Origin of the sequence: Arthrobacter sp. Soil764 (genome assembly GCF_001428075.1) — a bacterium.
GTDB lineage: Bacteria > Actinomycetota > Actinomycetes > Actinomycetales > Micrococcaceae > Arthrobacter.
In genome coordinates this window covers 171,752-196,319 of sequence record NZ_LMSI01000002.1, presented here as the reverse complement: position 1 = coordinate 196,319, position 24,568 = coordinate 171,752, and the positions used below count along the sequence as shown (strand labels likewise).

General features: G+C 67.2%; 18 protein-coding genes and 2 tRNA genes. 14 read left to right on the top strand and 6 right to left on the bottom strand.

Annotated features, from left to right (window positions below; translation table 11 throughout):
* Nucleotides 1-74: 74 nt before the first annotated feature.
* Nucleotides 75-2,003 (bottom strand): FAD/NAD(P)-binding protein, encoded by a 1,929-nt coding sequence (locus ASG86_RS03290; protein WP_056330189.1) that lies wholly within the window; start codon nucleotides 2,001-2,003, stop codon nucleotides 75-77.
* 84 nt (nucleotides 2,004-2,087) lie between these two features.
* On the opposite strand from ASG86_RS03290, the gene ASG86_RS03285 reads away from it, so the two are divergent.
* From ASG86_RS03285 to ASG86_RS03270, 4 genes are all read left to right on the top strand, one after another.
* The gene (locus ASG86_RS03285) at nucleotides 2,088-4,346 is read left to right on the top strand and encodes a prolyl oligopeptidase family serine peptidase (RefSeq protein WP_056330187.1); all 2,259 of its coding nucleotides are present in this window, start codon (nucleotides 2,088-2,090) and stop codon (nucleotides 4,344-4,346) included.
* A gap of 5 nt (nucleotides 4,347-4,351) precedes the next feature.
* On the top strand, nucleotides 4,352-4,882 hold the full coding sequence (locus tag ASG86_RS03280; protein WP_056330336.1) for a GNAT family N-acetyltransferase: 531 nt from the start codon (nucleotides 4,352-4,354) through the stop codon (nucleotides 4,880-4,882).
* Between the two features lie 99 nt (nucleotides 4,883-4,981).
* A tRNA-Ser gene (locus ASG86_RS03275) sits at nucleotides 4,982-5,070 on the top strand.
* 212 nt (nucleotides 5,071-5,282) lie between these two features.
* A complete protein-coding gene (locus ASG86_RS03270) occupies nucleotides 5,283-6,764 on the top strand; it encodes an MFS transporter (RefSeq protein ID WP_056330185.1) in 1,482 nt (493 codons plus the stop codon).
* Here the strand turns inward: ASG86_RS03270 and ASG86_RS03265 are convergent.
* Complete coding sequence (locus tag ASG86_RS03265) at nucleotides 6,688-8,892, bottom strand: RecQ family ATP-dependent DNA helicase (protein ID WP_056330183.1); 2,205 nt, start codon at nucleotides 8,890-8,892, stop codon at nucleotides 6,688-6,690. The two genes, ASG86_RS03270 and ASG86_RS03265, sit on opposite strands and share 77 nt — an antisense overlap.
* 140 nt (nucleotides 8,893-9,032) lie before the next feature.
* On the opposite strand from ASG86_RS03265, the gene ASG86_RS03260 reads away from it, so the two are divergent.
* The 4 genes from ASG86_RS03260 (at nucleotide 9,033) to ASG86_RS03245 (ending at nucleotide 12,718) form a co-directional block, all read left to right on the top strand.
* Entirely contained in the window at nucleotides 9,033-10,451 is a 1,419-nt protein-coding gene (locus ASG86_RS03260) for a phosphomannomutase/phosphoglucomutase (RefSeq protein ID WP_056330180.1), read from the top strand.
* Between the two features lie 6 nt (nucleotides 10,452-10,457).
* Complete coding sequence (locus tag ASG86_RS03255) at nucleotides 10,458-10,955, top strand: hypothetical protein (protein ID WP_056330177.1); 498 nt, start codon at nucleotides 10,458-10,460, stop codon at nucleotides 10,953-10,955.
* A gap of 14 nt (nucleotides 10,956-10,969) precedes the next feature.
* Nucleotides 10,970-11,419, top strand: coding sequence for an RrF2 family transcriptional regulator (locus tag ASG86_RS03250; protein WP_056330173.1), 450 nt, complete (start codon nucleotides 10,970-10,972; stop codon nucleotides 11,417-11,419).
* A gap of 138 nt (nucleotides 11,420-11,557) precedes the next feature.
* Nucleotides 11,558-12,718 (top strand): globin domain-containing protein, encoded by a 1,161-nt coding sequence (locus tag ASG86_RS03245; RefSeq protein WP_056330171.1) that lies wholly within the window; start codon nucleotides 11,558-11,560, stop codon nucleotides 12,716-12,718.
* A gap of 62 nt (nucleotides 12,719-12,780) precedes the next feature.
* Here the strand turns inward: ASG86_RS03245 and ASG86_RS03240 are convergent, their stop codons facing one another.
* Nucleotides 12,781-14,613 (bottom strand): phosphoenolpyruvate carboxykinase (GTP), encoded by a 1,833-nt coding sequence (locus tag ASG86_RS03240; RefSeq protein ID WP_056330168.1) that lies wholly within the window; start codon nucleotides 14,611-14,613, stop codon nucleotides 12,781-12,783.
* A gap of 277 nt (nucleotides 14,614-14,890) precedes the next feature.
* On the opposite strand from ASG86_RS03240, the gene ASG86_RS03235 reads away from it, so the two are divergent.
* The 5 genes from ASG86_RS03235 to ASG86_RS03215 all read left to right on the top strand — a co-directional run bounded on the left by ASG86_RS03235 (nucleotide 14,891) and on the right by ASG86_RS03215 (nucleotide 19,962).
* Nucleotides 14,891-14,967 (top strand) — tRNA-Arg (locus ASG86_RS03235).
* A gap of 76 nt (nucleotides 14,968-15,043) precedes the next feature.
* Nucleotides 15,044-16,498, top strand: a complete 1,455-nt coding sequence (locus ASG86_RS03230) for a dihydrolipoyl dehydrogenase family protein (RefSeq protein ID WP_056330165.1) — start codon at nucleotides 15,044-15,046, stop codon at nucleotides 16,496-16,498.
* 67 nt (nucleotides 16,499-16,565) lie between these two features.
* Nucleotides 16,566-17,285, top strand: coding sequence for a hypothetical protein (locus ASG86_RS03225; RefSeq protein ID WP_056330163.1), 720 nt, complete (start codon nucleotides 16,566-16,568; stop codon nucleotides 17,283-17,285).
* The gene (locus tag ASG86_RS03220; protein ID WP_056330161.1) at nucleotides 17,282-19,318 is read left to right on the top strand and encodes a YhgE/Pip family protein; all 2,037 of its coding nucleotides are present in this window, start codon (nucleotides 17,282-17,284) and stop codon (nucleotides 19,316-19,318) included. Before ASG86_RS03225 ends, ASG86_RS03220 begins: the two co-directional genes overlap by 4 nt.
* Entirely contained in the window at nucleotides 19,315-19,962 is a 648-nt protein-coding gene (locus ASG86_RS03215; RefSeq protein WP_056330158.1) for a TetR/AcrR family transcriptional regulator, read from the top strand. Before ASG86_RS03220 ends, ASG86_RS03215 begins: the two co-directional genes overlap by 4 nt.
* 526 nt (nucleotides 19,963-20,488) lie before the next feature.
* Here the strand turns inward: ASG86_RS03215 and ASG86_RS03210 are convergent.
* Nucleotides 20,489-21,493, bottom strand: coding sequence for an EamA family transporter (locus ASG86_RS03210; RefSeq protein ID WP_056330155.1), 1,005 nt, complete (start codon nucleotides 21,491-21,493; stop codon nucleotides 20,489-20,491).
* 72 nt (nucleotides 21,494-21,565) lie between these two features.
* Between ASG86_RS03210 and ASG86_RS03205 the strand changes: the two genes are divergently transcribed.
* Nucleotides 21,566-22,504 carry a LysR family transcriptional regulator gene (locus ASG86_RS03205; protein WP_056330334.1) on the top strand — a complete coding sequence of 313 codons (939 nt, stop codon included), beginning with the start codon at nucleotides 21,566-21,568 and terminating at the stop codon, nucleotides 22,502-22,504.
* Here the strand turns inward: ASG86_RS03205 and ASG86_RS03200 are convergent.
* Both ASG86_RS03200 and ASG86_RS03195 read right to left on the bottom strand, forming a co-directional pair.
* Nucleotides 22,501-23,028: a SixA phosphatase family protein gene (locus ASG86_RS03200; RefSeq protein WP_056330153.1), complete on the bottom strand. Its 528-nt coding sequence runs from the start codon at nucleotides 23,026-23,028 to the stop codon at nucleotides 22,501-22,503. The genes ASG86_RS03205 and ASG86_RS03200 overlap by 4 nt on opposite strands.
* 362 nt (nucleotides 23,029-23,390) lie before the next feature.
* Nucleotides 23,391-24,257, bottom strand: a complete 867-nt coding sequence (locus tag ASG86_RS03195) for a winged helix-turn-helix domain-containing protein (RefSeq protein ID WP_056330150.1) — start codon at nucleotides 24,255-24,257, stop codon at nucleotides 23,391-23,393.
* Nucleotides 24,258-24,568: the final 311 nt, after the last annotated feature.

Here is a 24,568-nt window from a genome sequence, read left to right as displayed (position 1 = left end):
GCGGGCGCTGCTGTTTTACGGTCAAAGGTGAGCGGGCGTTTGGAGAATCATTGCCAAAGGTGAGCGGGCGTGGGTCAGCTGCGGAGGATGGCCGCCGCGATCTCGTCGGCATCCCGGAGGGTCCGTTGACCGCTGCGGTAGGCGGGGCTGCCTGGCTGGAGGGCTTCGGCGGCGATGGCGGTGCCCCACTGGGTGGAGGACAACTGGAGGCCCAGCACGTACAGGTTTTCCGTCACCGACCCGTTGGCGGCAACCGGGCGGTACGGGTGGGGCTCCACGTCCAGGCCGGTGGACTCGACCGGAGCACCTTCGGCGGCCATCATGAGCCTGGGCCGCACCAGGCCATCGGACAGCAACTGTTCCAGGACCGGCGAATCGTTTGCCGACACCCGGTTGCCCGGGGCAAGGGCCTCCACCATGGTCCGCGCAATGACCCGGGGACCCGCAACCCACGGCGAGGAAGCAGTGAACATCGCGGACTTCCGGTCCACACCGAATTTGGGGTCCGGCCCAACGAAGCTGACCACGCCGGCCCTTGCCAGTGCGGCAAGCTGTTCGGCGCGCAGCGCCGGGGGGCCGCTGGCGAGGCCCTCCACGAAGGACTCAAACCAGCCACGCAGCCCGGCGACCCAGGACTCGTCGGTGATGCCGCCGTCGGACACTGCCGTTTTGAGGACGGCACGCCCGTGGTGCAGCGCGGCAATGGCCATTTTGACGGGGTCGTCCTCGCCGCGGGCTGAACGGCGCGCATCGTCCAGCAGGAACTCCACCACCGCGGCATCATGCTCGCCGCGGGACGCGAACGAGCGGCCGGCCAGCGGGGCCGCCAGGCCTGGCAGGTCCAGCCGGTGCCGTGGACCGACGTGGATGGCCAGGACGCTCTCCACGTTGTCTTCCCACTTAACGGCGCTGTGCGCGTGCGGCTGCAAGGCTTCCTCCAGCGCTGCGAGGAAGACCTTCGCGTCGGAGACCGCGGCCGGCTGCGAGCGCACAAGCGTTGAATAGTAGGCCCAGAGGGCGTCGCGGTGCAGCAGCGGCCACAGGTCATGGTCGAACGAGGGCCGGATACCCGCCTTCGCCAGCCGCTCCAAGGCAGCCTCTGTGAGGTACCGGAGGGTGACGGACGCGGCGTAGTAGCCGTTGAGGGCTGCTTTGGCACGGTAGGGGGTCCCACGCCGGGAGGCAGCAATGATCCGGGGCTCCTGGCCGGACGGTTCATACTCAAGCCGGCTGCCGGTGGACACGAATTTCCCGCCGCGGCCTTCGGTGAGCTGCCCCATCGTGTCGAAAAAATTCAGGCCCATGCCGCGGACCAGGACGGGCTCGCCCGCGGGGATCCGGGACCAGTCCACGTCTGCGGGCGCGGCAGGGGGAAAGTACTGCAGACCCAGCTGCACAGCTGCGGCCTGGAGCTCGCGCTGTTCCGGGTTCAGCCGGGACGGGATGTGCCCCAGGGCCAGCACCACGGCGTTGGCGCGAAGCGTCGCTCCGGTGGCCAGGCCGACGTCGAACCTTCCGTCCCCCACCGGACGCACCGCCACGGCCGAGGTTTGGTGGAAGTCCACCGTGACGCCGTCGGGTGCGTTGCCCAGCAGTTCCTCCAGCGTGCACTGAAGGTAGCGTCCGTACAGGGCCCGGCTGGGAAAGTCGTTCGACTCAAGCACTGCCAGTTCCGCCCGTTCCTCGCCGTTGAGGACCGGCAGCGGCTCCCGCTGCTGCTGCGCCCGCCACTGGTCGAACGTGCCGCCCGCAACCGGCGCGGGCAGCGAAGGGTCCTGCGGGATCAGGGTGGGGTAGAACGACTGGGTGTTCATCAGGAACAGCCGGGACTGCCCGGGCTGCCACACGTGCCCGGGGCCCGCCGGGTAGGGGTCAACCACGTCGATGTGCAGCCGCACGGGCGTGCCCGCTGCGTTGGTGTGGGCGAGCAGCCGCTCCAGCACGCTGGTGCCACGGGGGCCGCCGCCGATGATGACGGCCCGGATGCTCTGCGATAATTCCACGGCATCCAGCGTACGGGCTGGAAGCGGAGTATGCCGCGGCCGCTTGACTTGCCAGCGTTGGGGGATGTTGTTTGGATGGGCCCCATGACCACCACAGCAGCTGATCAAGCATCCCTTCCCGGTCCCGGCCAGGACACCCCCGGCACCGCACCGCAGGGAACGGCACCGGTGCCCGTCGACGAAAATGTGTGGCTGGAGGACATCTACGGCGAGGAACAGCTGGCCTGGGTCCGGGAGCAGAATTCCCGGACCGAGGACCTGCTGGAGGACGCCGGCTACGCCGAACTGGAGAACAGCATCCTGGAGGTCCTGGACTCCACGGACCGGATCGCCATGGTGGGCAAGCGCGGCGACTGGTACTACAACTTCTGGAAGGACAGCCGGAACCCCAAGGGCCTCTGGCGGCGCACCACCTGGGAGAGCTACCTCACCGATTCCCCGGAATGGGACGTCCTGCTGGACGTTGACGAACTGTCCCGGGCCGAAGGCGAAGAGTGGGTGTTCCACGGGGCCACGTTCCTGCGCCCCGCGGCCGGCCAGCCCTACCGCCTGGCACTGCTTGCGCTCTCCCCCGACGGCGGCGACGCGAACCGCTACCGTGAGTTCGACGTCGAGGCGCGCGGCTTCGTTGATCCCGCCCGGGGCGGGTTCGACCTGCCCACCGCGAAGGGCAATGTGTCATGGCTGGACGCCGATACGCTCCTGGTTTCCTCCACCGCAGAAGGCCTGCCCAGGACCGCATCCTCCTATGCCCGCACGGCGGTGACCCTCAAGCGCGGTGATTCCCTGGCCGCGGCCCCGCGCCTGTTCGAGGTGCCGGAAGAGCACATGATGGCGTTTGCGGCGCACGATTCCACGCCCGGATTTGAGCGCACCTTCGCCGTGGACTACATCGATTTCTTCAACCGGACCAACTTCGTGCTGCGGGACGGGGACTGGGTGCAGATTGACGTTCCCACCGACGTCAACATCAGCGCGCACCGGGAGTGGCTGCTCTTCCGCCCGCAGCAGGACTGGGACCTGGACGGCACCACCTACCCGTCAGGATCGCTCCTCGCCGCCAACTTCGAGGACTACCTGTCCGGCAGCCGGCAGCCCACCCTGCTGTTCACTCCGGATGACCACACGTCGCTGCAGTCCTGGAGCTGGACCCGGAACTTCCTGCTGCTCAACCTGCTCAGGGACGTTTCCTCGGAAATCCGGGTACTGGACCCTTCCCGGCCCACCGGCCGCGCGCACGGCGGCTGGACGGCAACCCTCCTTGATGCCTGCCCGCCGCTGCATGACGTGAACGCCTACGCCGTGGACGACGAGGACGAGGGACCGGCGGACGGCGGCGCCGGCGACGACTTCTGGCTCGTCGCCACCGGCTTCACCACCCCCACCACCCTCATGCGCGGCACCTTGGAAAGGGCCGGGAACGGGCACGACGAGGCCGGGACGTCCGGCGTGGTGAGCCGCCACGCCACCATCAAGGCCTCGCCGTCGTTCTTTGCCGACGGCGACTATGAGGTGGAGCAGCACTTCGCCGTGTCAGACGACGGCACCCGGGTCCCGTACTTCCAGATAGCTCCGCGCGGGCTGGCTTTGGACGGGCAGAACCCCACCCAGCTGTCCGGCTACGGCGGGTTTGAGGTTTCCCGGACGCCCGCCTACAGCGGCACGGTGGGCCGGGCATGGCTGGAGCGGCGGACCACGCTGTCGGACGCAAGCGACGGGAAGGCGCCGCACTCCCGCGGCGGTGTGTATGTGGTGGCAAACATCCGCGGCGGCGGCGAGTACGGGCCGGCTTGGCACCGGGCCGCGCTGAAGGAAAACCGGCACCGTGCGTACGAGGACTTCGCAGCCGTGGCCCGCGACCTCATCTCGCGCGGCGTCACATCTCCCCGGCGGCTGGGCTGCGTGGGCGGCTCCAACGGCGGGCTCCTGGTGGGAAACATGCTCACCCGTTACCCCGAACTGTTCCGGGCCGTATCCTGTGGAGTGCCACTGCTGGACATGCGCCGCTACACCAAGCTCTCCGCCGGGCATTCCTGGATTGCCGAGTACGGGGACCCGGACGTCCCCGAACAGTGGGAGTACATCAGGACCTTCTCGCCCTACCACCTGCTCAAGGATGCGGTGGAGTACCCGGAGACCTTCATCTGGACGGCAACATCGGACGACCGCGTCGGCCCGGTGCAGGCGCGCAAGATGGCGGCCCGGATGCTGGCCATGGGCATTCCCAACGTGTGGTTCCACGAAGCTTTGGAAGGCGGCCATGCCGGCGCCTCCGACAACCGGCAGGCCGCCGCGCTGCAGGCCCGCAGCCAGCACTTCCTGTGGAAGGCGCTGGCAGGCTGACGGCCATGGAGCCCACTCCGGCCGTCCGCAGGGCCGGCGCCAGGGACATCGAACAGCTGGCACAGGTGCATGTCCGCTGCTGGCAGGAAACATACCGGGGAATGCTGTCCGATGCTTTCCTCGCTGCCGTGGATCCGGCAGACAGGCTGCGGCTCTGGCGGCACCTGCTGGACCGGCCGGAACCTGCCGAGGTGTGGGTGGCGTGCGACGGCGGGACGGTAGTTGGGTTCGCGGGTGTACGGCTCCTGCCGGCTCCCGGTTCCCCCGAAGGCCACCCGCCGCCGTCCTCGGGTGATCTGGAACTGTGGGGGTTGTACCTGCTGGCTTCGCACCAGGGCCTTGGGCTTGGCCGGCGCCTGCTCACGGCAGCCCTGGGCACCAAGGCGGCGAGTCTGTGGGTGGCCGCCGGGAACGGCCGCGCCATCGGCTTTTACCGCCGGTTCGGCTTTGAACCCGACGGCGCCCGGGACATCCTGCCGGACTGGGAGGACCTGCCGGAGATCCGCATGGTCCGCCCCGTGCAGCGTTTCCCGTAGGCTCCCTGGGCCGCGGCCGGCTGGCCGGGGCGTTGGGAGTGACCGTTTTGCACTGCATGGCCGGATCTGCGTATCCTTGGTGGGCTAGGAATAGCAATTGGAGACGTGCCAGAGCGGCCGAATGGACTTCACTGCTAATGAAGGGTCGGGGTTAAACTCGACCGGGGGTTCAAATCCCCCCGTCTCCGCGTTTGGCCCCGGTCCACTGGACCGGGGCCTTTTGCGTTTCCCGGCGCCCCGCAACCTGCCATAAGCCCGTTCGCGTATCAGAGCGTTATGGTTTCGGATGCGCGGACAAGCTTCTGAAACCGGGGTGTGGCTTTCGCCTCCGCCTGGAACGCGCTGTCCGCAAAGCGGACGGGGAAGGCGCCTGCCTCTGCAGCGGTGGCAGGATTGGCGCATGGCGGCACGCAGCAAATCACACCAAACGGACGTCGCCCGGGCGGCATGGAACCCACGCCTGGCACTTCTGGTGGCGGCCACGTTCTTCATGGAATTCCTGGACGGCACGGTCCTCACCACGGCCATCCCCAGCATTTCGGCAGATTTGGCCGTTCCCGCCGCCGACGTCAACATCACCATGACCGCGTACCTGTTGACCGTAGCCGTCGGCATTCCCATCAGCGGCTGGCTGGCGGAGCGGTTCGGCGCCAGGCGGATCTTCTGCGCGGCCATCGCCGTCTTCACGCTTGCTTCCCTGGCCTGCGCCCTTAGCCAGGACCTGGCCACGCTGACCCTGAGCCGCGTCGCCCAGGGCGTTGGCGGGGCCATGATGGTTCCGGTGGGGACCCTGGTGGTCCTGCGCGGAACCCCGAAATCCGAGCTGTTGCGTGCCACCGCATTCCTGGTGTGGCCCGGACTCCTTGCGCCGGTCCTGGCACCGCTGGTGGGCGGGGCGCTCACCACGTACCTTTCCTGGCACTGGATCTTCCTGGTGAACATCCCCCTGGGTGCCGCCGCGTTTCTCGCCGCCCTGCGCCTGGTTCCGGTAGCACCCGGGGATTCCGGCCGGCGGCTCGACTGGCCCGGGATGGTCCTGACCACCCTGGGGGTGGGCGCGCTGGTGGCCGGCCTGGAACTCGCCAGCAGCCACCCGGACCTCCCCTGGGCCGGAATCAGTGCCGCCGCCGGCCTTGCGGCACTGGCCGGAGCCGTGTTCTGGATGCGGCGGACGCCGCATCCACTGTTCAACCTGCAGGTCTTCCGCACCCGGACCTTCCGGGCAATGGCCACGGGCGGGTTCGTGTACCGGGTCACCATCAGCTCGGTCCCGTTCCTGCTTCCGCTGATGCTCCAGACCGGGTTCGGCTGGTCCCCGCTGCATGCCGGCGCCCTGGTGGCAGCCGTGTTCATCGGGAACATCGGGATCAAACCGGCCACCACCCCGCTGATCCGGAAATTCGGTTTCAAGGCGATGCTGGTGTTCGCCTCGCTGGGGTCCGCCGTCACCTTCGCTCTCTGCGCCCTTCTCACACCGGAGACCCCTGAGGCGTTGATGGTTGTGCTGCTGGTATGCAGCGGCGCCTTCCGCTCCATCGGCTTCTCGGCTTATGCCTCCGTGCAGTACGCCGACATCCCGCCGGCACAGCTGACCTCCGCCAACACTGTTTCCGCCACGCTGGTACAACTCGGCACGGGCTCGGGTATCGCGGTGGCAGCCCTGCTCATCCGGACCTTCGACGGGCTGGCGTTTGGACCGCAGGATCCGTCAGGGCCCTTCCGCGGCGCGTTCGTGGCCATGGCCGTCCTGATGCTGGCCAGCACCGCGGACAGCCTCCTGCTCCCCCGCCATGCAGGGGCCGCCGTCAGCCGGCCTGGGCCAGAACCAGGGGAAGCACCGCTCCCGCCCCGGCAATCCGAAGGGCGCGCCCCGCGACGGTAAGGGTCCACCGGCTGTCGGCCAGATCATCAATCAGCATGACCGTCTGGCCCTGGACGGACTGCAGGGCGGCTTCAAGCTCCGGTCCCACCACCAGCCGGTCCCATACCCCCGCCAGCCGGTAGGCGCTGTTTCCGCCGCGGCCGCCGGTGGGGCCGCCATGTGCCGGTTGCAGCTCTCCGAGGTAGGGGATCCGCCCGATTTCTGAAATCCCCCTTGCCAGCGAACCCACCAGCTGCGGTTTGCTGCGGGACGGCACACCCACGATGGCTGCCGGCCTGCCCGCTCCGCTCCACCCCGGGTTCCGGCCATCACCGGTTCCCCATTCGCGCAGGACCTGCACGCATGCCTGGAGCATCCCGGGGTCCACCGCCCGGTCCTCCGCGCCGGCGGCAAACAGCTCCCGCAAGGCGCCGCCCCACCCGAGGTCCGTCAGCCGGGCCAGGACGCGCCCCTCCGAAAGGCCTTCTCCCGGCTTGAGTTTTCCTTTCACCGGCACTCCCAGCCGGTCCATGCCGCTGGGCCACTGAAGCCGCGGTTCAAGGACACCGCCGGCCCGGCTCAAGGTCTGGCTGGCTGCCGCTGTGGCATCGGCTGCCACCTCCGCCGGGAACCAGCGGCCCCCGCAGTTGTCGCACCGCCCGCACGGCCGGGCCGTCTCATCATCCAGGACCGAGGTGATGTACTCCATCCGGCAGCCTGCGGTGTCCTGGTAGATCACCATGGAGTCCTGCTCGTCCACCCGCGCCTCGGCAATCCGGCGGTAGCGTTCGGCGTCGTAAACCCACGGCTGGCCGGTGGACCGCCAGCCACCGCCGACCCGTTCCACCGCGCCGTCCACCGACAACACCTTCAGCAGAAGCTCCAGCGGTGTGCGGCGAAGATCCACCCTTGCTTCCAGCGCCACCGTGGACAGGGCGGCTCCGGCCCCGGCCAGAGCCGTCAGCACCGCCGCGGCCTTTTCCTCCGAGGGCATGGACGCGGTGGCGAAATACTGCCAGATCTCCCGATCCTCCGCGCCGGGGAGAAGGAGGACGTCAGCATCGGCAGCACCACGGCCGGCACGCCCCACCTGCTGGTAGTAAGCCACCGGCGAGGACGGCGCCCCGAGGTGGACCACGAAACCAAGATCGGGCTTGTCGAAGCCCATTCCCAGGGCGGACGTGGCCACGAGCGCCTTGACCTGGTTGTCCTTCAGCAGCTGCTCGGCCCGCTCACGGTCTGCCGGATCGGTCCGTCCGGTGTAGGCCAGCACATTATGTCCCGCCTCCGACAACAGGCGGGCAGTGTCCTCGGCCGCGGAAACGGTAAGGGTGTAGATAATTCCGCTGCCCGGCAGATCCGCCAGGTGGGTCAAGAGCCAGCCCAGCCGCTCTTTGGAGTCGGGGAGCGACAGGACACCAAGCCGCAGCGAGTCGCGGCCCAGCGAACCGCGGATGGTCAGGACCCCGGCGCCGAGCTGCTCTTCGATATCGTGCACCACGCGCGAGTTGGCTGTGGCGGTGGTGGCCAGGACCGGGACCGAATCCGGCAGCCGTGTAATGAGGTCCGCGATCCGCCGGTAGTCGGGGCGGAAGTCGTGGCCCCAGTCGGAAATACAGTGGGCTTCATCGATGACCAGCAGGCCGGTCCGCCGGATCAATTCGGGCAGCTGGGTTTCCCGGAACGCGGGATTGGTCAACCGTTCCGGGGAAACCAGGAGCACGTCCACCTCATCGGCGGCCAGCTGTTCACGGACGGTGTCCCACTCCAGCTGGTTGGCGGAGTTGATGGCCACGGCGCGAACCCCGGCCCGCGCGGCAGCGGCCACCTGGTCCCGCATCAGGGCGAGCAGCGGCGAGACGATCAGCGTGGGCCCGGCACCCCGCCGCCGCAGCAGCAGGGATGCCACAAAGTAGACGGCCGACTTGCCCCAGCCGGTGCGCTGGACCACCAAAGCCCGCCGCCCGCCGTCCACCAATGCCTCGATGGCCTCAAACTGCCCCTCGTGGAAGACCGCGTCCGGGTGCCCCACCAGGCCGCGCAGGACCTCAAGCGCTTCGGCGTGGGTGGCGGTTCCGGGTGCGCCGGGACCTGCCGGGTCTGCAACGGCGGTAGCGGAAACGGTGGACGTGTACTGGTTATCGGCCATTGATTCAGTATCCCAGCACCCTCCGACACCCTGCACAGCAGCCGGCTGCTATGTGGAAAGCGGGCGCAAGGGCGGACCTGTTATGAAAGACCTCCCCCAACCACATTGGCCGCGCGCGCTGCCCACGTAAGATAAAGCCCGTGACTAGCGAACAGACAACGACATTTGACCTTTCGGCATCCTTCAAGGCCTACGACGTCCGTGGGATTGTGGGCGAGTCGATCACCGCCGAAATCGTCGAAGCCGTGGGGGCCGCGTTCGTGGACGTCCTGCAGCTCGAAGGCCAGACCATCGTGGTGGGCGGGGACATGCGTCCTTCCTCCCCCGAGTTCTCCAAGGCCTTCGCCAACGGCGCGGCAGCCCGCGGCGCCAACGTTGAGCTGCTGGACCTGATCTCCACCGACGAGCTGTACTTTGCCTGCGGATTCCTTAACCGCGCCGGGGCCACCTTCACCGCCAGCCACAACCCCGCCGAATACAACGGCATCAAGATGGCCAAGGCGGGCGCCGTCCCCATCTCCTCCGAAACCGGCCTCAAGGAAATCCAGGCCCTCGCGGAGCAGTACCTCAACTCCGGGTCCATTCCCGCAACCGGCACCAGGGGCCTCATCAGCGTCCGCGACGTCCTCAAGGACTACTCCGAGTACCTCCGCAAGCTCGTTGACCTTTCTGCCTCCCGTCCCCTGAAGGTGGTGGTGGACGCCGGCAACGGCATGGCCGGCCTGACCACCCCGGCTGTCCTGGGTGACTCGCTGCTGCCCAAGCTGCCCTTCGACATCGTCCCCCTCTATTTCGAGCTGGACGGTTCGTTCCCCAACCACCCGGCCAACCCACTGGAGCCGGAAAACCTCCGCGACCTGCAGGCAGCGGTGATCGAACACGGTGCGGACATCGGACTGGCTTTCGACGGCGACGCCGACCGCTGCTTTGTCATCGACGAGAAGGGCGAGCCCGTGTCGCCGTCGGCCATTACCGGCATGGTGGCCCGGCGCGAGATCGCCCGCGCCAAGGCCCAGGGCGAGGAAAAGCCCGCCATCATCCATAACCTGCTGACCTCCCGTGCCGTCGCCGAACTGGTGGAGCACGACGGCGGACGCGCCGTCCGCACGCGCGTTGGCCACTCCTTCATCAAGGCAGTCATGGCAAAGGAAGGCGCGGTATTCGGCGGCGAGCACTCCGCCCACTTCTACTTCCGCGACTTCTGGAACGCCGACACCGGCATGCTGGCAGCAATGCACGTCCTGGCAGCCCTGGGCGAGCAGGACGGCCCGCTCTCCGAGCTGGCGCGCGAATACGAGCCCTACGTCAGCTCCGGCGAAATCAACTCTGAGGTGGAGGACAAGCCGGCAGCGGTGGAGCGGGTGCGCCAGGCCTTCGCGGATGAGGACCTCACCATCGACAACCTCGACGGCAGCACCTTCACGGCCAACGACGGCAGCTACTGGTTCAACCTGCGCCCCTCCAACACCGAACCGTTCCTGCGGCTCAACGCCGAGGCCACGGACCGGGCCACCATGGAACGCATCCGCGACCGCGTCCTGTCCCTGGTCCGGGCCTAGCCGCGGATGACGGACTCCACCGGACAGGCAGCGGACGGAAACAGCGGGCAGGAAAGCTGGCGCGATTCCGTCTCCGACGCCACGGCAACTGACCTGGAGAACCTCCTGGGCACGGGCGTCAGCGCGGCCCAGGAGCAGCTCCAGCGCAACGGCGGGTTCCTGCCCTTCGCGCTGACGGTCCAGAACGACGGCGAGGTGCGGCTGGTTGCCGTCTCACCGGCGGATGCCACGGAAGGCAGCGACGGGGACTTCGACGCCGACGCCATGATCCACGACCTGCAGGCCCTCCTTCGCCAGAACCGGGACGACTTCCGCGCCGCCGCCGTGGTCTGCGACATCCTGCTGGTGGAGGAGGATTCGGACGCCATCCACGTGGCCGCCGAGCACCGGGACGGTTCCCTGTTTGCCGCGGTGCTGCCATACTCCGCCAACGCGACCACCCAGTCCTGGGAATTCGGCGAGCTGGGTGCGGACGCCAGCGAACCCGCCATCTGGGTGGACTAGACCGGACTGCAGCCATGAAGATCAATGCCTTCGCTGACGTCAGCCTGCGCGCACTCATGGTGCTGGCAGCCGTTCCGGACGGCACGCTGCTCACCACCCAGAGCATCGCAGACTCAGTGGGAACGCCCTACAACCACGTCAGCAAGGCCATGGCGAAGCTCCGGAGCATGGGGCTCATTGAGGTTGCCCGTGGCCGCTCCGGCGGTTCGCGCCTCAGCCACGCGGGCCGCATCGCCACCGTGGGGCAGATCCTGCGGCAGCTTGATACCCGCACTGACCCTGCTGACTGCGTGGCGCCCGGCGGGAACTGCCCCCTCATTAACGAGTGCAAACTCCGCGGCGCACTCGCCCGGGCCCGCGAGGCCTTCTATGCGGAACTGGACTCCGTGGTCATCGCGGACCTCCCGCAGGAGCGGCAAATGGCACCGGTCTTCCAGATGATCGGCCTCCGCCCGGGGCTGTGACCCTGCTATCCGGGTGCCGGCTCCCGGTTTGATTTCAAACTTCTACAAGGTGTAGAACTGAGGCAGAAATACTCGTATTTGAAATATGAGTTTTCATCCGGCCGGACGAAGGCCCCGGCCATAACCTCAGGAGTTCAGATGCTCTCGGACAAGTCCCGCCCCGTCATTGAGGCCACCCTGCCGCTGGTCGGTTCCAGGATCGGATCCATCACCCCCAACTTCTACGCCCGCCTGTTTGCGGCGCACCCCGAACTGATGGATGGCCTGTTCAGCCGCTCCAACCAGCGTTCCGGCAACCAGCAGCAGGCCCTGGCCGGGAGCATTGCCGCCTTCGCCACCCACCTGGTCAACAACCCGGGCACCCTGCCGGAAACCGTCCTCTCGCGCATCGCGCACCGGCACGCCTCACTGGGCATCACGGAACCGCAGTACCAGGTGGTCTATGAGCACCTGTTCGCGGCGATCGCCGAAGATCTGGCCGAGGTCATCACGCCCGAGATCGCCGAAGCCTGGACCGAGGTGTACTGGCTGATGGCGGACGCCCTGATCAAGCTCGAAAAGGGTCTTTACGCAGCGCAGGCCAATGACAGGATGTGGATGCCCTGGCGCGTGGCAGCCAAGCAACCGGCAGGAACCGGCTCCATGACCTTCACGCTCGAGCCCGCCGACGACACCCCTGTAACCCCGGCCCTTCCCGGCCAGTACATCAGCGTGAAGGTGGCCGTCGCTGATGGCCTGCGCCAGGTCCGGCAGTACTCCCTTTCCGGGGACGCGGGCACCAGCCGCACCTTCACCACCAAACTGGACGACGGCGGCGAGGTCTCCCCCGTCCTGCACAACACTGTCCAGGTGGGCGACGTCGTCGAGATCTCGAATCCCTACGGCGAGATCACGCTCAAGGAGGGGGACGGCCCGGTGGTTCTCGCCTCCGCCGGCATCGGCTGCACCCCCACCGCCTCCATCCTCCGCTCCCTCGCCGAAACCGGCTCCGACCGGCAGGTCCTGGTGCTGCACGCCGAAAGCACCCTGGACAGCTGGGCACTGCGCAGCCAGATGACGGACGACGTCGAACGCCTTGACGGTGCCGAACTGCAGCTCTGGCTGGAGAAGCCGGTGGACGGCGCCAAGGAGGGATTCATGACCCTGCGTGAAGTGGACCTTCCGGCCGACGCCTCCCTCTACCTATGCGGCCCCCTGCCGTTCATGAAGAACATCCGCAATGAGGCCATCAACGCCGGCATTCCGGCCACCAAGATCCACTACGAGGTCTTCGGCCCGGACATCTGGCTCGCCAGCTGATTCGATGGTGGGGAACGACGGCGGCCCCGCACCTTGTCGAAAAGGTGCGGGGCCACCAGTGGCTAGTGCTTGGCCATGCGTTCCTTGAGGGAGTCGAGCTCCGCGCGCAGGGCATCCGGGAGGGAATCACCGAACTTTGCGTACCATTCCTCGATGGAAGCGAGCTCGGCGTCCCATTCCTCGCGGTCAACGCGGACGGCGTCCTCCACGTGGGCGTGGGTGAGGTCCAGGCCGGTGAGGTCCAGTGCATGTCCGGCCGGGACGAAGCCGATGGGGGTTTCGACGGCGTCCGCCTTGCCCTCGAGGCGCTCGATGGCCCACTTCAGGACCCGGGCGTTGTCGCCGAAGCCAGGCCACGCGAAATCACCGTCCGCGGTGCGGCGGAACCAGTTCACCAGGAAGATGTGCGGCAGGCGTTCCGGGTTGGCCTTGCCTGAAACGCTGATCCAGTGCTTCAGGTAGTCACCAGCGTCGTAACCGATGAAGGGCAGCATGGCCATCGGGTCGCGGCGGAGCACGCCCACCTGCCCGGCGGCAGCGGCCGTTGTCTCGGAGGACAGGGTGGAACCCATGAAGATACCGTTGGTCCAGTTGCGCGCCTGCGTGACCAGTGGAACCGTGGTCTTGCGGCGGCCGCCGAACAGGATGGCTGAGAGCTCCACGCCTTCGGGGCTGTAGTACTCCTCAGCCAGCATGTCCACCTGCGAGATGGGGGTGCAGAACCGGGAGTTCGGGTGGGCGGCGGGACGGCCCGAATCGGGGGTCCAGGAGTTGCCCTCCCAGTCGGTCAGGTGGGCCGGAACTTCGTCCGTCATGCCCTCCCACCAGACACCGCCGTCATCGGTCAGTGCCACGTTGGTGAAGATGCTGTGGCCCTTGGCAATGGCGCGCATCGCGTTGGGGTTGGTGCCCCAGCCGGTGCCGGGGGCTACGCCGAAGAGGCCGGCCTCCGGGTTGGTGGCGCGCAGTTCGCCTTCCTTGCCGATGCGCATCCAGGTGATGTCATCGCCAAGGGTTTCAACTTCCCAGCCTTCGATGGTGGGGTCGAGCAAGGCAAGGTTGGTCTTGCCGCAGGCCGAGGGGAAGGCTGCGGACATGTAGTACGACTTCTTCTCCGGCGAGGTGAGCTTGAGGATGAGCATGTGCTCCGCCAGCCAGCCTTCGTCGCGCGCCATGACCGAGGCGATGCGCAGGGCGTAGCACTTCTTTCCGAGCAGGGCGTTGCCGCCGTAACCGGAGCCAAAGGACCAGATGGACCGCTCTTCGGGGAAGTGGACAATCCACTTGTCCGGGTTGCAGGGCCAGGCCACGTCCTCCTGGCCCGGTGCCAGCGGGGCGCCGAGGGAGTGCAGGGCCGGAACGAAGAAGGCATTGGTGGCCGTGATCTTGTCCAGGACCTCGGTGCCGATGTTTGCCATGATGCGCATGGAGGCAACAACGTAGGCACTGTCGGTGATCTCCACGCCGAACTTGGGGTCCTCGGCGTCCAGGTGGCCCATGACGAACGGGATGACGTACATGGTGCGGCCGCGCATGGAACCGGCGAACAGGCCGCGCAGCTTGTCCTTCATCTCCCGCGGTTCCATCCAGTTATTGGTGAAGCCGGCGTCACGCTTGTTCTCGGAGCAAATGAAGGTCTGTTCCTCAACGCGGGCAACGTCAGCGGGATCCGAGAACGCAGCGAAGGAGTTCGGGAAGAGATCCTGGTTGAGCCGGGTCAAGGTTCCGGCAGCAACAAGCTCGTCGGTAAGGCGGGTGTTTTCCTCTTCGGACCCGTCAACCCAGTAAATGCGGTCCGGCTGCGTAAGCTCAGCAACCTCTTCGACCCATGCCAGCAGACCGGCATGTGTGGTGGGTGCTTTCTCAAGCAGCGGCTTCTGCGCCAGATCGCCCATTGCAGTTCCCTTCCTCGGGTTCATCGGTGTGAGCTAAATGCTATGGTCCGGACCAGTGGAGTTTTTGGGGAGCTTGACTGACATCTGCCGTCACCAAAAGTGAATTCCGCGGAAAATCAAGGAATTATTGCGGCGAAACGACCGATTAAGTGACAAAGGTCACCTATACCGGTCTAGTTGTCGAGATTACAGTCCTTTCGATTTGGCATCCCGGCCAACCCTCGCGTAAAGTAATTCGAGGTTCAGGGAGAGCGGTTCTTCTCCCGGGACACGGAATGCGCCCATAGCTCAGCTGGATAGAGCGTCTGTCTACGGAACAGAAGGTCAGGGGTTCGAATCCCTTTGGGCGCACCAACAAGGTCCGCACCGGTTCGCCGGTGCGGACCTTTTTTGTGCCGCCGGGCCCGTCATCCCCGGCTAGGCTGTGCACATGATGCCCGACGCCATTGAGCGCGAATTTGATGTTGTTGTCATCGGCGCAGGCGCCGTAGGGGAAAACGTGGCAGGCCGCGTCGTGGAAGGCGGGCTTACCGCCGTACTCGTGGAAGCGGAACTGGTGGGCGGTGAATGCTCCTACTGGGCCTGCATGCCGTCGAAGGCACTCCTCCGGCCAGGCACCGCGCTGCACGGGGCACAGACGACGCCGGGCGCCAAGGAGGCAGTCACCCGCACCCTCGACGCCGCCGCCGTCCTTGAACGCCGCAACTACTTCACGTCCAACTGGCAGGATGACAGCCAGGTCTCGTGGGTCGAAGATACCGGCATCGACCTGGTCCGCGGCCATGCCTGGCTGACCGGACCCAGGGCCGTGGAGGTTGCAGGGCTGGACGGAAACCGGCACCTGCTGCGGGCGCGGCATGCGGTGGTACTTGCCACGGGCTCAACGCCCAATACCCCACCCATTGAGGGCCTGCAGGATGTACAGGTATGGGGAACCCGCGAAGCCACATCAGCGGGTGAGGTCCCGAGGAGCCTGACGGTATTGGGCGGAGGGGTGGCCGGTGCCGAATTGGCCCAGGCTTTCGCCCGGCTGGGTTCCAGCGTCACCTTGGTGGCGCGCAGCGGGCTGCTGGGCAATTTTCCGCCGGAGGCTTCGGCACTGGTTGCGGCAGGGCTGCGCGCGGACGGGGTGGAACTTCGCTTGAACACCGCCACGAAACGCATCAGGGAGAACGACGACGGCACCCTCACCGTCAGCCTCGGCGACGGAACCGACGTGACGGCGGAGAAGGTCCTGGTTTCCACGGGCAGGCACCCTGCCCTCGAAGGCCTGGGCCTCGAGAGCGCGGGTTTCGAGCCGGACGATTCCGGGCATCTTTCCCTCACAACGGACGGGTCGGGGCTGGTCCAGGGAACCCCCGGCGACGAACCCTGGCTCTACGCGGTGGGGGACGCCGCAGGCAAGAACCTCTTTACCCACCAGGGCAAGTACGAGGCCCGCGCCACCGGCGCCGCCATCGCGGCGCGGGCGAACGGCGAGCTCAAGGGAAACCCCGATGACTGGTCGCGCTATGCCCAGACGGCCAACGAGCATGCCGTGCCCAGCGTCGTCTTCACGGACCCGGAGCTGGCCAGCGTCGGACGCACGCTGAAGGCGGCCAGGAAGGATGGGTACAACGCATGCTCCGTTGAGTTGCCCATCCAGGTGGCCGGATCCTCCCTCCATTCGGAGAACTATGAAGGCTGGGCCCAGCTGGTGGTTGATGAAGACCGCAAGGTCCTGCTTGGCGCCACGTTCGCCGGCCCGGACGTGGCCGAACTGCTGCATGCGGCCACCATTGCCGTGGTGGGCGAGGTGCCACTGGACCGCCTCTGGCATGCCGTCCCCTCCTACCCCACCATCAGCGAGGTATGGCTCCGGTTGCTGGAAAAGTATGGGCTCTGATTCCTATTTGAACTGACCAGTCAGTTCGGTTAGCCTTGATGCAGACGATTTCTGTGAAAGGCAAGCCTTGCTCTCAGCACACCAGCTCCATGCCAAAGGACGCCGGGATCCGCTGCTTCCGCCAACGTCGCTGGCCGTCCGCCGCGGCGAACTGCTGCTCGTTGCCGGCGACCGCCAGGACCAGCGCACCGCCCTGTCCCTCCTGCTCAGCGGGAGGATGAAGGCTGCCGGTGGACACCTCAGCTGGGACAACAGCACGCGGACCAAGCACCTCCGCCTGGCGGCAGCCCTGGTGGACTCCCCCGGTGTCAATGAACCTGAGGAACACCTCAGCGTCCGCGACCTGGTGACCGAGGACCTGGCCCTGATACCCCGCCGCTACCGCGGGGCGCTGCTCAGCGGCCCGTGGCTCAAGGTCAACCGGTTCGAGGACATCGCGGGGCTGTGGACAGAACAGCTGGAACCGCAGCGGCGGCTGGAGCTGCTGACGGCGCTGGCCCTGGCCAACCCCCGCACGGACCTGCTGGTGGTTGACTCCCCGGACCGCCACAGCGCCGATGAGCTCACCTGGCTGCCGCGCCTGCAGGAGTTGGCGTACGACGCCGGGCGTCCACTCGCCGTCGTGGCGGCAGTCAGTGCCGTCCCCGGCTCGTGGGACGGGCCGGCTGCTGTGATCGGCAATGCGGCGCCGGCAGCGGCGCCGGCAGCGGAAGCTGCGCCAGACCCGGAGGACACAGGAACCCCCGAAAACCAGCAAACCCCACTCGAAACCGAGGTTGCCAAGTGACTGTCCTGCGGCTGGCCCGCTCAGAACTCAAGCGCATGACCGGTGGGCTGCTGCCCAAGCTGACCATCCTGGCGCTGACCATGGTCCCGCTGCTCTATGGCGCGGTGTACCTCTACGCCAACTGGGATCCGTACGGGCACCTCAACAACCTGGACGCCGCCCTGGTGGTGGAGGATACCGGCGCAACCACAGCCGACGGCACCCGGCTGGAGGCGGGGGCCAAGGTGGCGGACAGCCTGGTGGAAGGCAACGTCTTCCACTGGGTGCCCGTGGCCAGCTCCACGGAAGCCGATGCCGGAGTGAGCAGCGGGCAGTACGCCTTCGCGCTGAAGATCCCCAAGGACTTTTCAGCCAACCTGGTTTCGCCCGGCAGCTTCGACTCCGCCAGCCAGGCCATGCTGAATGTGACCACGAACGATGCCAACAACTACCTCCTGAGCACCATCGTGGACAAGCTGACCACTGCCGTGCACTCCACCGTTGCCAAGGAAGTGGGTGAGGAAACCGCCAACCAGCTGCTCACCGGCTTCGGCACCATCCACGCCAAGATGGTCCAGGCCGGGGACGGCGCCTCCCAGCTGGCCGACGGCGTGGCAACCCTCAGGGACGGAACCCTCACCCTCCACGAGGGAACCACGGCTTTGAGCAGCGGGGCGGACCAGCTGTACGCCGGCCAGCTGAAGCTGCGGGACGGCGCCAACCAGCTGACCGACGGCGCGGGGCAGCTCAGCAGCGGCCTGTCAGTCTTGAAGGACAAGACGGCCACCCTGCCCACGGACACCCAGACGCTCGCGTCCGGCGCCGCCCAGGTGGCTGCCGGGAACGCCCAATTGAACGCGAAGGTCCAGGACGTGGCGGCGCAGCTGGACGCAGCCGACCAGGGACTCCGCTCCCGCATTGTGGAGTCCAACGGCAGGCTGGTCGCTTCCGGCGTCCTGACCCAGGAGCAGGCGGACAAGGTCCTTGCCGATTTCGACGCCGCCGCTTCATCCAGTCCGGTGGCAGCCGCCAAGAGCAAAATCCAGACGGATGCGGCCCAGGTCCAGCAGCTGGCCAACGGTTCCGAAGCAGTCAGTGTTGGCGCGGCCCAGCTGGCTGCGGGGATGCCCGCACTGAAGGACGCCATCGCACAGGCCTCGGCAGGGGCTGACCAGCTGCACACTGGAGCCGCTGCCCTGGCGGCAGGCGAGCAATCCGCCGTCGACGGTGCCGCAGGCCTTGCGGACGGTGCACACAAGGTGGACGCCGGAGCCGCCCAGGTTGCCGATGGCGCGGGCCAGGCCGCCTCGGGCTCCCGCACGCTCGCCGACGAGATCGGGAAGGGCGCCGGCCAGGTCCCCAACCCGGACGACGCCCAGAAGAGCAACCTGTCCCAGGTCATGGCCGATCCCGTGGCGGTCAGCAACGTGTCGCAGGCCAAGGCAGGATCCTATGGCGCCGGGCTGGCCCCGTTCTTCCTGACGCTCGCCCTGTGGATCGGGATCTTCATGCTGGTCCAGGCCATGCGCCCCATTACGCAGCGGGCGCTGGCGTCCAATGCGCCGTCGTGGAAGATCGCGCTGGGCGGCTGGCTGCCCTTCCTGCTGGTCTCAATAGTGCAGGCGTCCCTGCTGACCCTGGTGGTGGACGTGGCGCTGGGGCTGAACCCGGCCCACCCGGTCCTGATGTGGCTGTTCATGCTGGCCGCCGCCATGGCGTTCAGCGCGCTCATCCAGGGCGTGGTGGCGCTGCTGGGTTCGCCGGGCAAGCTGGTGGTGCTCATCCTGCTGGTCCTGCAGCTGGTGTCATCCGGCGGCACGTTCCCGTGGCAGACCACCCCGCAGCCACTGCACGTGGTGCACCAGGTCCTGCCCATGGGTTACGTGGTGACCGGGATGCGGCACCTGATCTACGGCGGCGACCTGTCCATGATCGTCCCCACCCTGGCGGGCCTGCTGGGCTACACTCTGCTGGGCGCGGCAATGTCCACCCTCGCTGTCCGGAAGAACAAATACTGGACCCTCAAGACGCTGAAACCGGAGATCGCGGTATGACCACCGAACCCGCCGCCGCGGCCAAAAGCCTCAGGCCCGCCCGCACCAACGCCACCCGCCAGAAACTCTTCGATGCCTCCATGGAGCTGATCGGCGAGCGCGGGGCGGCCAGCGTCACGGTGGATGAGATCGCTGCGGCGGCCGGAGTCTCCAAAGGCACCGTCTACTACAACTTCGGCAGCAAGTCGGAGCTGATCGCGCAGCTGCTGCGGCATGGCGTGGACATCCTCAAGGCGCAGCTGCTCGAGGCCGGGGACAGCGCAGGCACCGGCCGTGACCCCTTGCTGGCCATGGAAGCGATGATCGGCCAGGCCATGGATTTCATGGCGGAGTACCCGTCGTTTGCACGCCTGTGGGTCAGCGAGAACTGGCGGATTCCCAGTGAGTGGCAGGGCACCTTCTCGGTCCTGCGCGGCGAGCTCCTGGAAGTCATCGGCAAGGCCGTGGAAAGGGTGGCCAAGGCCTACCCCGTGGACGATGCAGTGTCCAGGGGAAGCCTGGAGACCGCCATCTTCGGTGCCTGCTTTGTGGTGGGCCTGGACCGGCAGACCTACAACCCCGAGCGCACCCGGGACCAGAGCGTTGCAGCAATCATGGCCATCATGCGCGGCTACGTCCTCAAGGAACCCGCTTCTCGGGGATGATGGAGCACATGCGCCATACGGGGAAGAGCGGAAAGTTCGCGGTGGTCTGCGGCATCGTCGCTGCAGGGCTGCTGGTGCTCACGGCCATGACGCTGGCCGAGCCGGTCTTCATGGCGTTCCTCGGCGTCCTCGTCCTGGCGTACCTCGCCGCGCTTGCCGAGATCCTGGTCCGGCGGCGGCGGTTTGCCCTGCTGGCGGCAGGCGCCGGGACTGCCCTTGCCCTCGGCTTTTCCCTGGCGTTCCTCAGCACATGGGAGCTGGCGTTCGACGGCCAGTCCTCGTTCCTGGGCACCCCGCTTCCCACTCATGACCCCGACAACTATTTCCTTGGTGCCGCCTGTGCGCTGGCCGGAACCTTCGGGATCCTCTTCCTGGGTGCTTTGTGGCCGGGACGGGGAGGGAGCGCGGCGGCCCGCAGGCCTTCCGCCGGACGGCGCGGGAGTCCGCGGCCGGCGCGCCCTGCCGCCCAGCGCGCTGCCGCCCAGCGCGCTGCCGCCCAGCGCCCGGGCAGCCAAGCCGCCGCCCGTCAACGGGCTTCCGTCACCCGCGTCCCGCCCGCCGGATCCCCGGCGGCCAAGCGCCCGTCGTCGTCCGCTTCTTCACCCTCAGCCAGGCCGGCTTCCAGGCCCGGCAGCGACTCCGCCTCCCGCCGCTGACGCCGCGCTCCTGCCCCGGTGAGCACCGCCGTCGCCACGCCGCCCAGGAGGAGCAGCCCGCCCGCCAGTTCGGTTGGCGACGGCACCTCCGCGAGGACCAGCCAGGCAGCGCTCATTCCCACCACGGGGACCAGCAAGGTGAACGGCACAACGGCCGACGACGGATGGCTGGCCAGGAGCCGGTTCCAGATTCCGTAGCCCACCAGTGAGGCGAAAACAGCGGTGTACAGGGCGCTGAGCATGGTTGGCCCCTGAATGGTGGACAGCGAATTCCACACCTGCCCCGGCCCGTCAACCAGCACTGACAACGCTGCGAGCGGGAGCGGCACCACGGCGCCTGACCAGACCACCAGCCCCAGGCCCGAGGCAGCTTTGGCCTTCCGGGCGATGACGTTTCCGCCCGCCCAGGACAGCGCTGCCGCCAGGACGATGACCAGGGGCAGGAGCGGTGCCACCGCACTGCGTCCCACGGCGACGACGGCGAGTCCTGCAATACCCAGCCCAACGCCCGCCAACTGGCGCTTGGTCGGCCGCTCGTTCAGGAACACAGCGGCCAGCAGGACGGTCAGCAGCACCTGCGCCTGCAGGACCAGCGACGCCAGACCGGCGGGCATGCCGAGCGCCATGGCCAGGTAGAGGAGGCCGAACTGGCCGGCGCTCATGAAAAGGCCGACGCCGACAATGGCCTTCCAGCCCACGTCCGGCTTCCTGACGAAGAAGATCCAGGGGGCCACCACCAGGATGAAGCGCAGCGCAACGAACAACAGGGGTGGAAAGTTTTGGCCGTCGGCGTGGAGTCCGATGTCGATGGCCACGAAGTTCAGCCCCCACAGCAGGGCGACGAGAACGGCAAGGAGGGAATCGCGGAGGGTCACGCTCCTACTCTGGCAGAGCGGCAAATGAAGCACCAGCGCTTTATTCGGCGTTCAATCATGTACCTTTGCTTCATGATCGACATAGGGTCCTTACGGGCGCTCGCGGCCATTGAGCAGCACGGCACCGTTATCGCCGCCGCGGAAGCCATGGGGTTCAGCCCGTCCGCCGTCTCCCAACAGGTGAAGAAGCTGGAGAAAGAGGGCGGCTTCGCCGTCCTGGAACGCCGGGGCCGCGGAGTCCTGCTGACCGAGCGCGGACTAGCCCTGGCGGCGTATGGGCGGCGCATCCTCGCGGAGCTGGAGGAGCTGGAGTCCACACTGATGGCCGACCCCGCCAAACCCAGCGGCAGCCTGCGGGTGGTTTCCTTTTCCACTGCCTGCCGCGGACTGGTGGGCCCCCTGCTGGCCGAAGTGGGGCAATCGGGGGCAGCACTGGATATTTCCGTCCTGGCCGAGGACCCGCGCGAGGCCGTGGCCCGGGTTGCCAACGGCGAAGCCGATCTGGGCCTGGTGCACAACTGGAATTCCGTGCCGTTGGTCATCCCGGAGCACCTCACGCTGGAGTGGCTGTGCGAGGACGTGGCGGACGTCCTGGTCCACCGCGGCCATCCGCTGGCGCAGCAGCCGGAGGTTGAACCTTCTCAACTCGTGGACGAGCGCTGGATCAGCACGCCGGCAGGAGCGATTTGCAACGAAGCCCTGCTGCGGATCTTCGCCGACCTGGGGCGGGTTCCGGACATCAGGGTTTACGACCCCGATTTCGCGACTCATATCGCTTTCGTTGAGCAGGGGGTGGCTGTAGCGCTCGTGCCGCGCCTGGGCCGCCCGGCGCTGCCTCCGGACGTCGTCGCCATCCCTGTGGTTAATCCGGTCCAGGCGCGGCAAGTGGGACTCGTTCACCGCAGGACCATGACTGCCAGCCCCGGCATCAGGCACGTGGCGGGACTTCTGCGGGAGATCGCGGGCAGCGGGTCCGGGGCCAGCGGGCCCGACGGCAGCCGGCCTGTCTAGTGGGACCGGGGCACCGCAAACCGCGTGATCCGGGCATCCTGGCCGTCCAGTTCCGCCCACGGTTTCTCCGTCTCCAGGACGGTTAGCGCGTTGGTGGGAAAGCGGGTGGCGGCGTCCATGTAGGCGTCATGGTCGGAATCACGCGAGGCGAGGTGCATGGCCAGGTCCTGCACGCCGGGCAGGTGCGCGATCAGCATCAGCGTGGTCACGGTGTCCGGAACATGGTTGACCACGGTGAGCATCCGGAGGGCCGACGCCGCATAGAGTCCGTCTTCGAGCTTGGGCGTGGGGGCCTTGTCGCCGAGTTCAGAGCAGACCCAGGTGCAGGTCTGGCGGGTTCGCAGGGCGCTGGAGCACAAAATGAAGTCCGGGACGATGTTGTGCTTGAGCAGCCAACGCCCGGCCAGCGGCGCCTCCCGGTGCCCGCGCTCTTCGAGTGGCCGCTCATGATCGGCCACCCCGCCGGGCCAGTCGGCCTTGGCGTGCCGCATGATCACAAGGCGTCGAACGTGGTGCGAACTCATGGCCCAAGCCTAGCGCCAGCAAAAGCACCAGGGAGCGAAGATTTCCTTCGCCGCGGAACGTCACGCCAAGCACGCTTTGAGCCGCCGCCAGCAACACATACGGCGGAAATTCAGGCTTCAGAACGAAACCAGAGCTCCAAAGCGTGCTCTCAGTGACGCGAGGACCCCTCAGCCGCGTAGGCACAGCACCCGGAGAGCCCCAACGCGCTTGGAAGGCCCCTCTAACGTGCGGCGCCGTAGCGTAGCAAGGCGTCCTGAAGGCGCCGTTGTTGCGTGAGGAACGAGCGCAGGCGCCAAAGGATGCCTTGCGAAAGCGAAGGCGCCCACCAGAGAGGGGCCAGGCTTTCGAGCGAAGGCTAAGACTAGATCGAGTACTCCGGAGCGGCCCAGACAACAACTTCCGGGTGCTCGTAGAACCGATAGCCCTGGCCGCGGACGGTGCGGACGGTGTTGGCGAGGCGGCCCAGCTTGGAGCGGAGGCGCCGGATGTGGACGTCGATGGTGCGCTCGTTGGGCACTTCTTCTGCGTTGCGCCACAATCCTTCGAGGAGCTCGTCGCGGCCCACGGTACGGGTGCCGTTTTCGACGAGGTAGTTGAGGAGCTCGAACTCCTTGAAGGTCAGGTTCAGGGATTCGCCGTCGAGGTGGACTTCGCGGCGGGCGAGGTCGATGAGCACACCGGAGGGGCGCGGTTCCTGGGGCTGGGCGGGGCGCGGGGTTTCGGTGCGCTGGCGGGAGTTGACGGTGGGGTCGCCAAAAGTGGAACGGACGACGTCGAGCGCGGAGCCGGGGGTGCCGGCGGGGGCTACTGCCACGGCGGCGTAGCTTTCGGCACCGGAGACCAGCGACTGGGCGTAGGCACGGATTTCCTGTGCGAGCTTGGCGATGGAGGTTCCCGCTGCTGCAGCGGTCTCCTCGTCGATGCCCATGTAGAGCACGAAGCCGCGGGCGACGTTCTCGTTGGCTACCGGGCGGACCGCGTTTGGACCTGCCACCACAGGGGTAGGGGCGGTAACGGGTGCGGACTCTGCGGGGTGCACGGCTCGGAGCTGGCCGTAGGAGTTGGGGTTGTATCCCTGCGGGGCGAAACCCTGGCCGGGGAAGCTGCTGCCGGACGTGGAGGGAGCGAGCGACGTGCGCGGACCGAAGCCGGGACGAAGACCGGAGGGCTGTCCTGCCTTGGCGGCGTTACGGACTGAGATGTGGACGTATCCGGATGCAACTGACATGTGTGGTTACCTCAATGTGAAATGGCCGTATTCGCGGCTCGAATGCTGGCTTCCCCGTCAGCGGACCGGGGAGGGGCGCCCGACGCTGGGCTTGGGGGCGAATGCCTAAGAACTTCGGTGGGTGGGAAGGTCAGGCGTGCATTCGACAACAGCGCATGTCGGCAGCAGCTGATGTGCTGGGCCAATATTCTGCGGCTGCAGGTGCTGTTGAGTTCTTGTTCACATTGGAAGTGTGCAGCGTAACAATGCCAACTTGCAAGTAACAATGGACCGGATCGTCCGCATCGTGAGACGAAACGCGGAATTGTGCT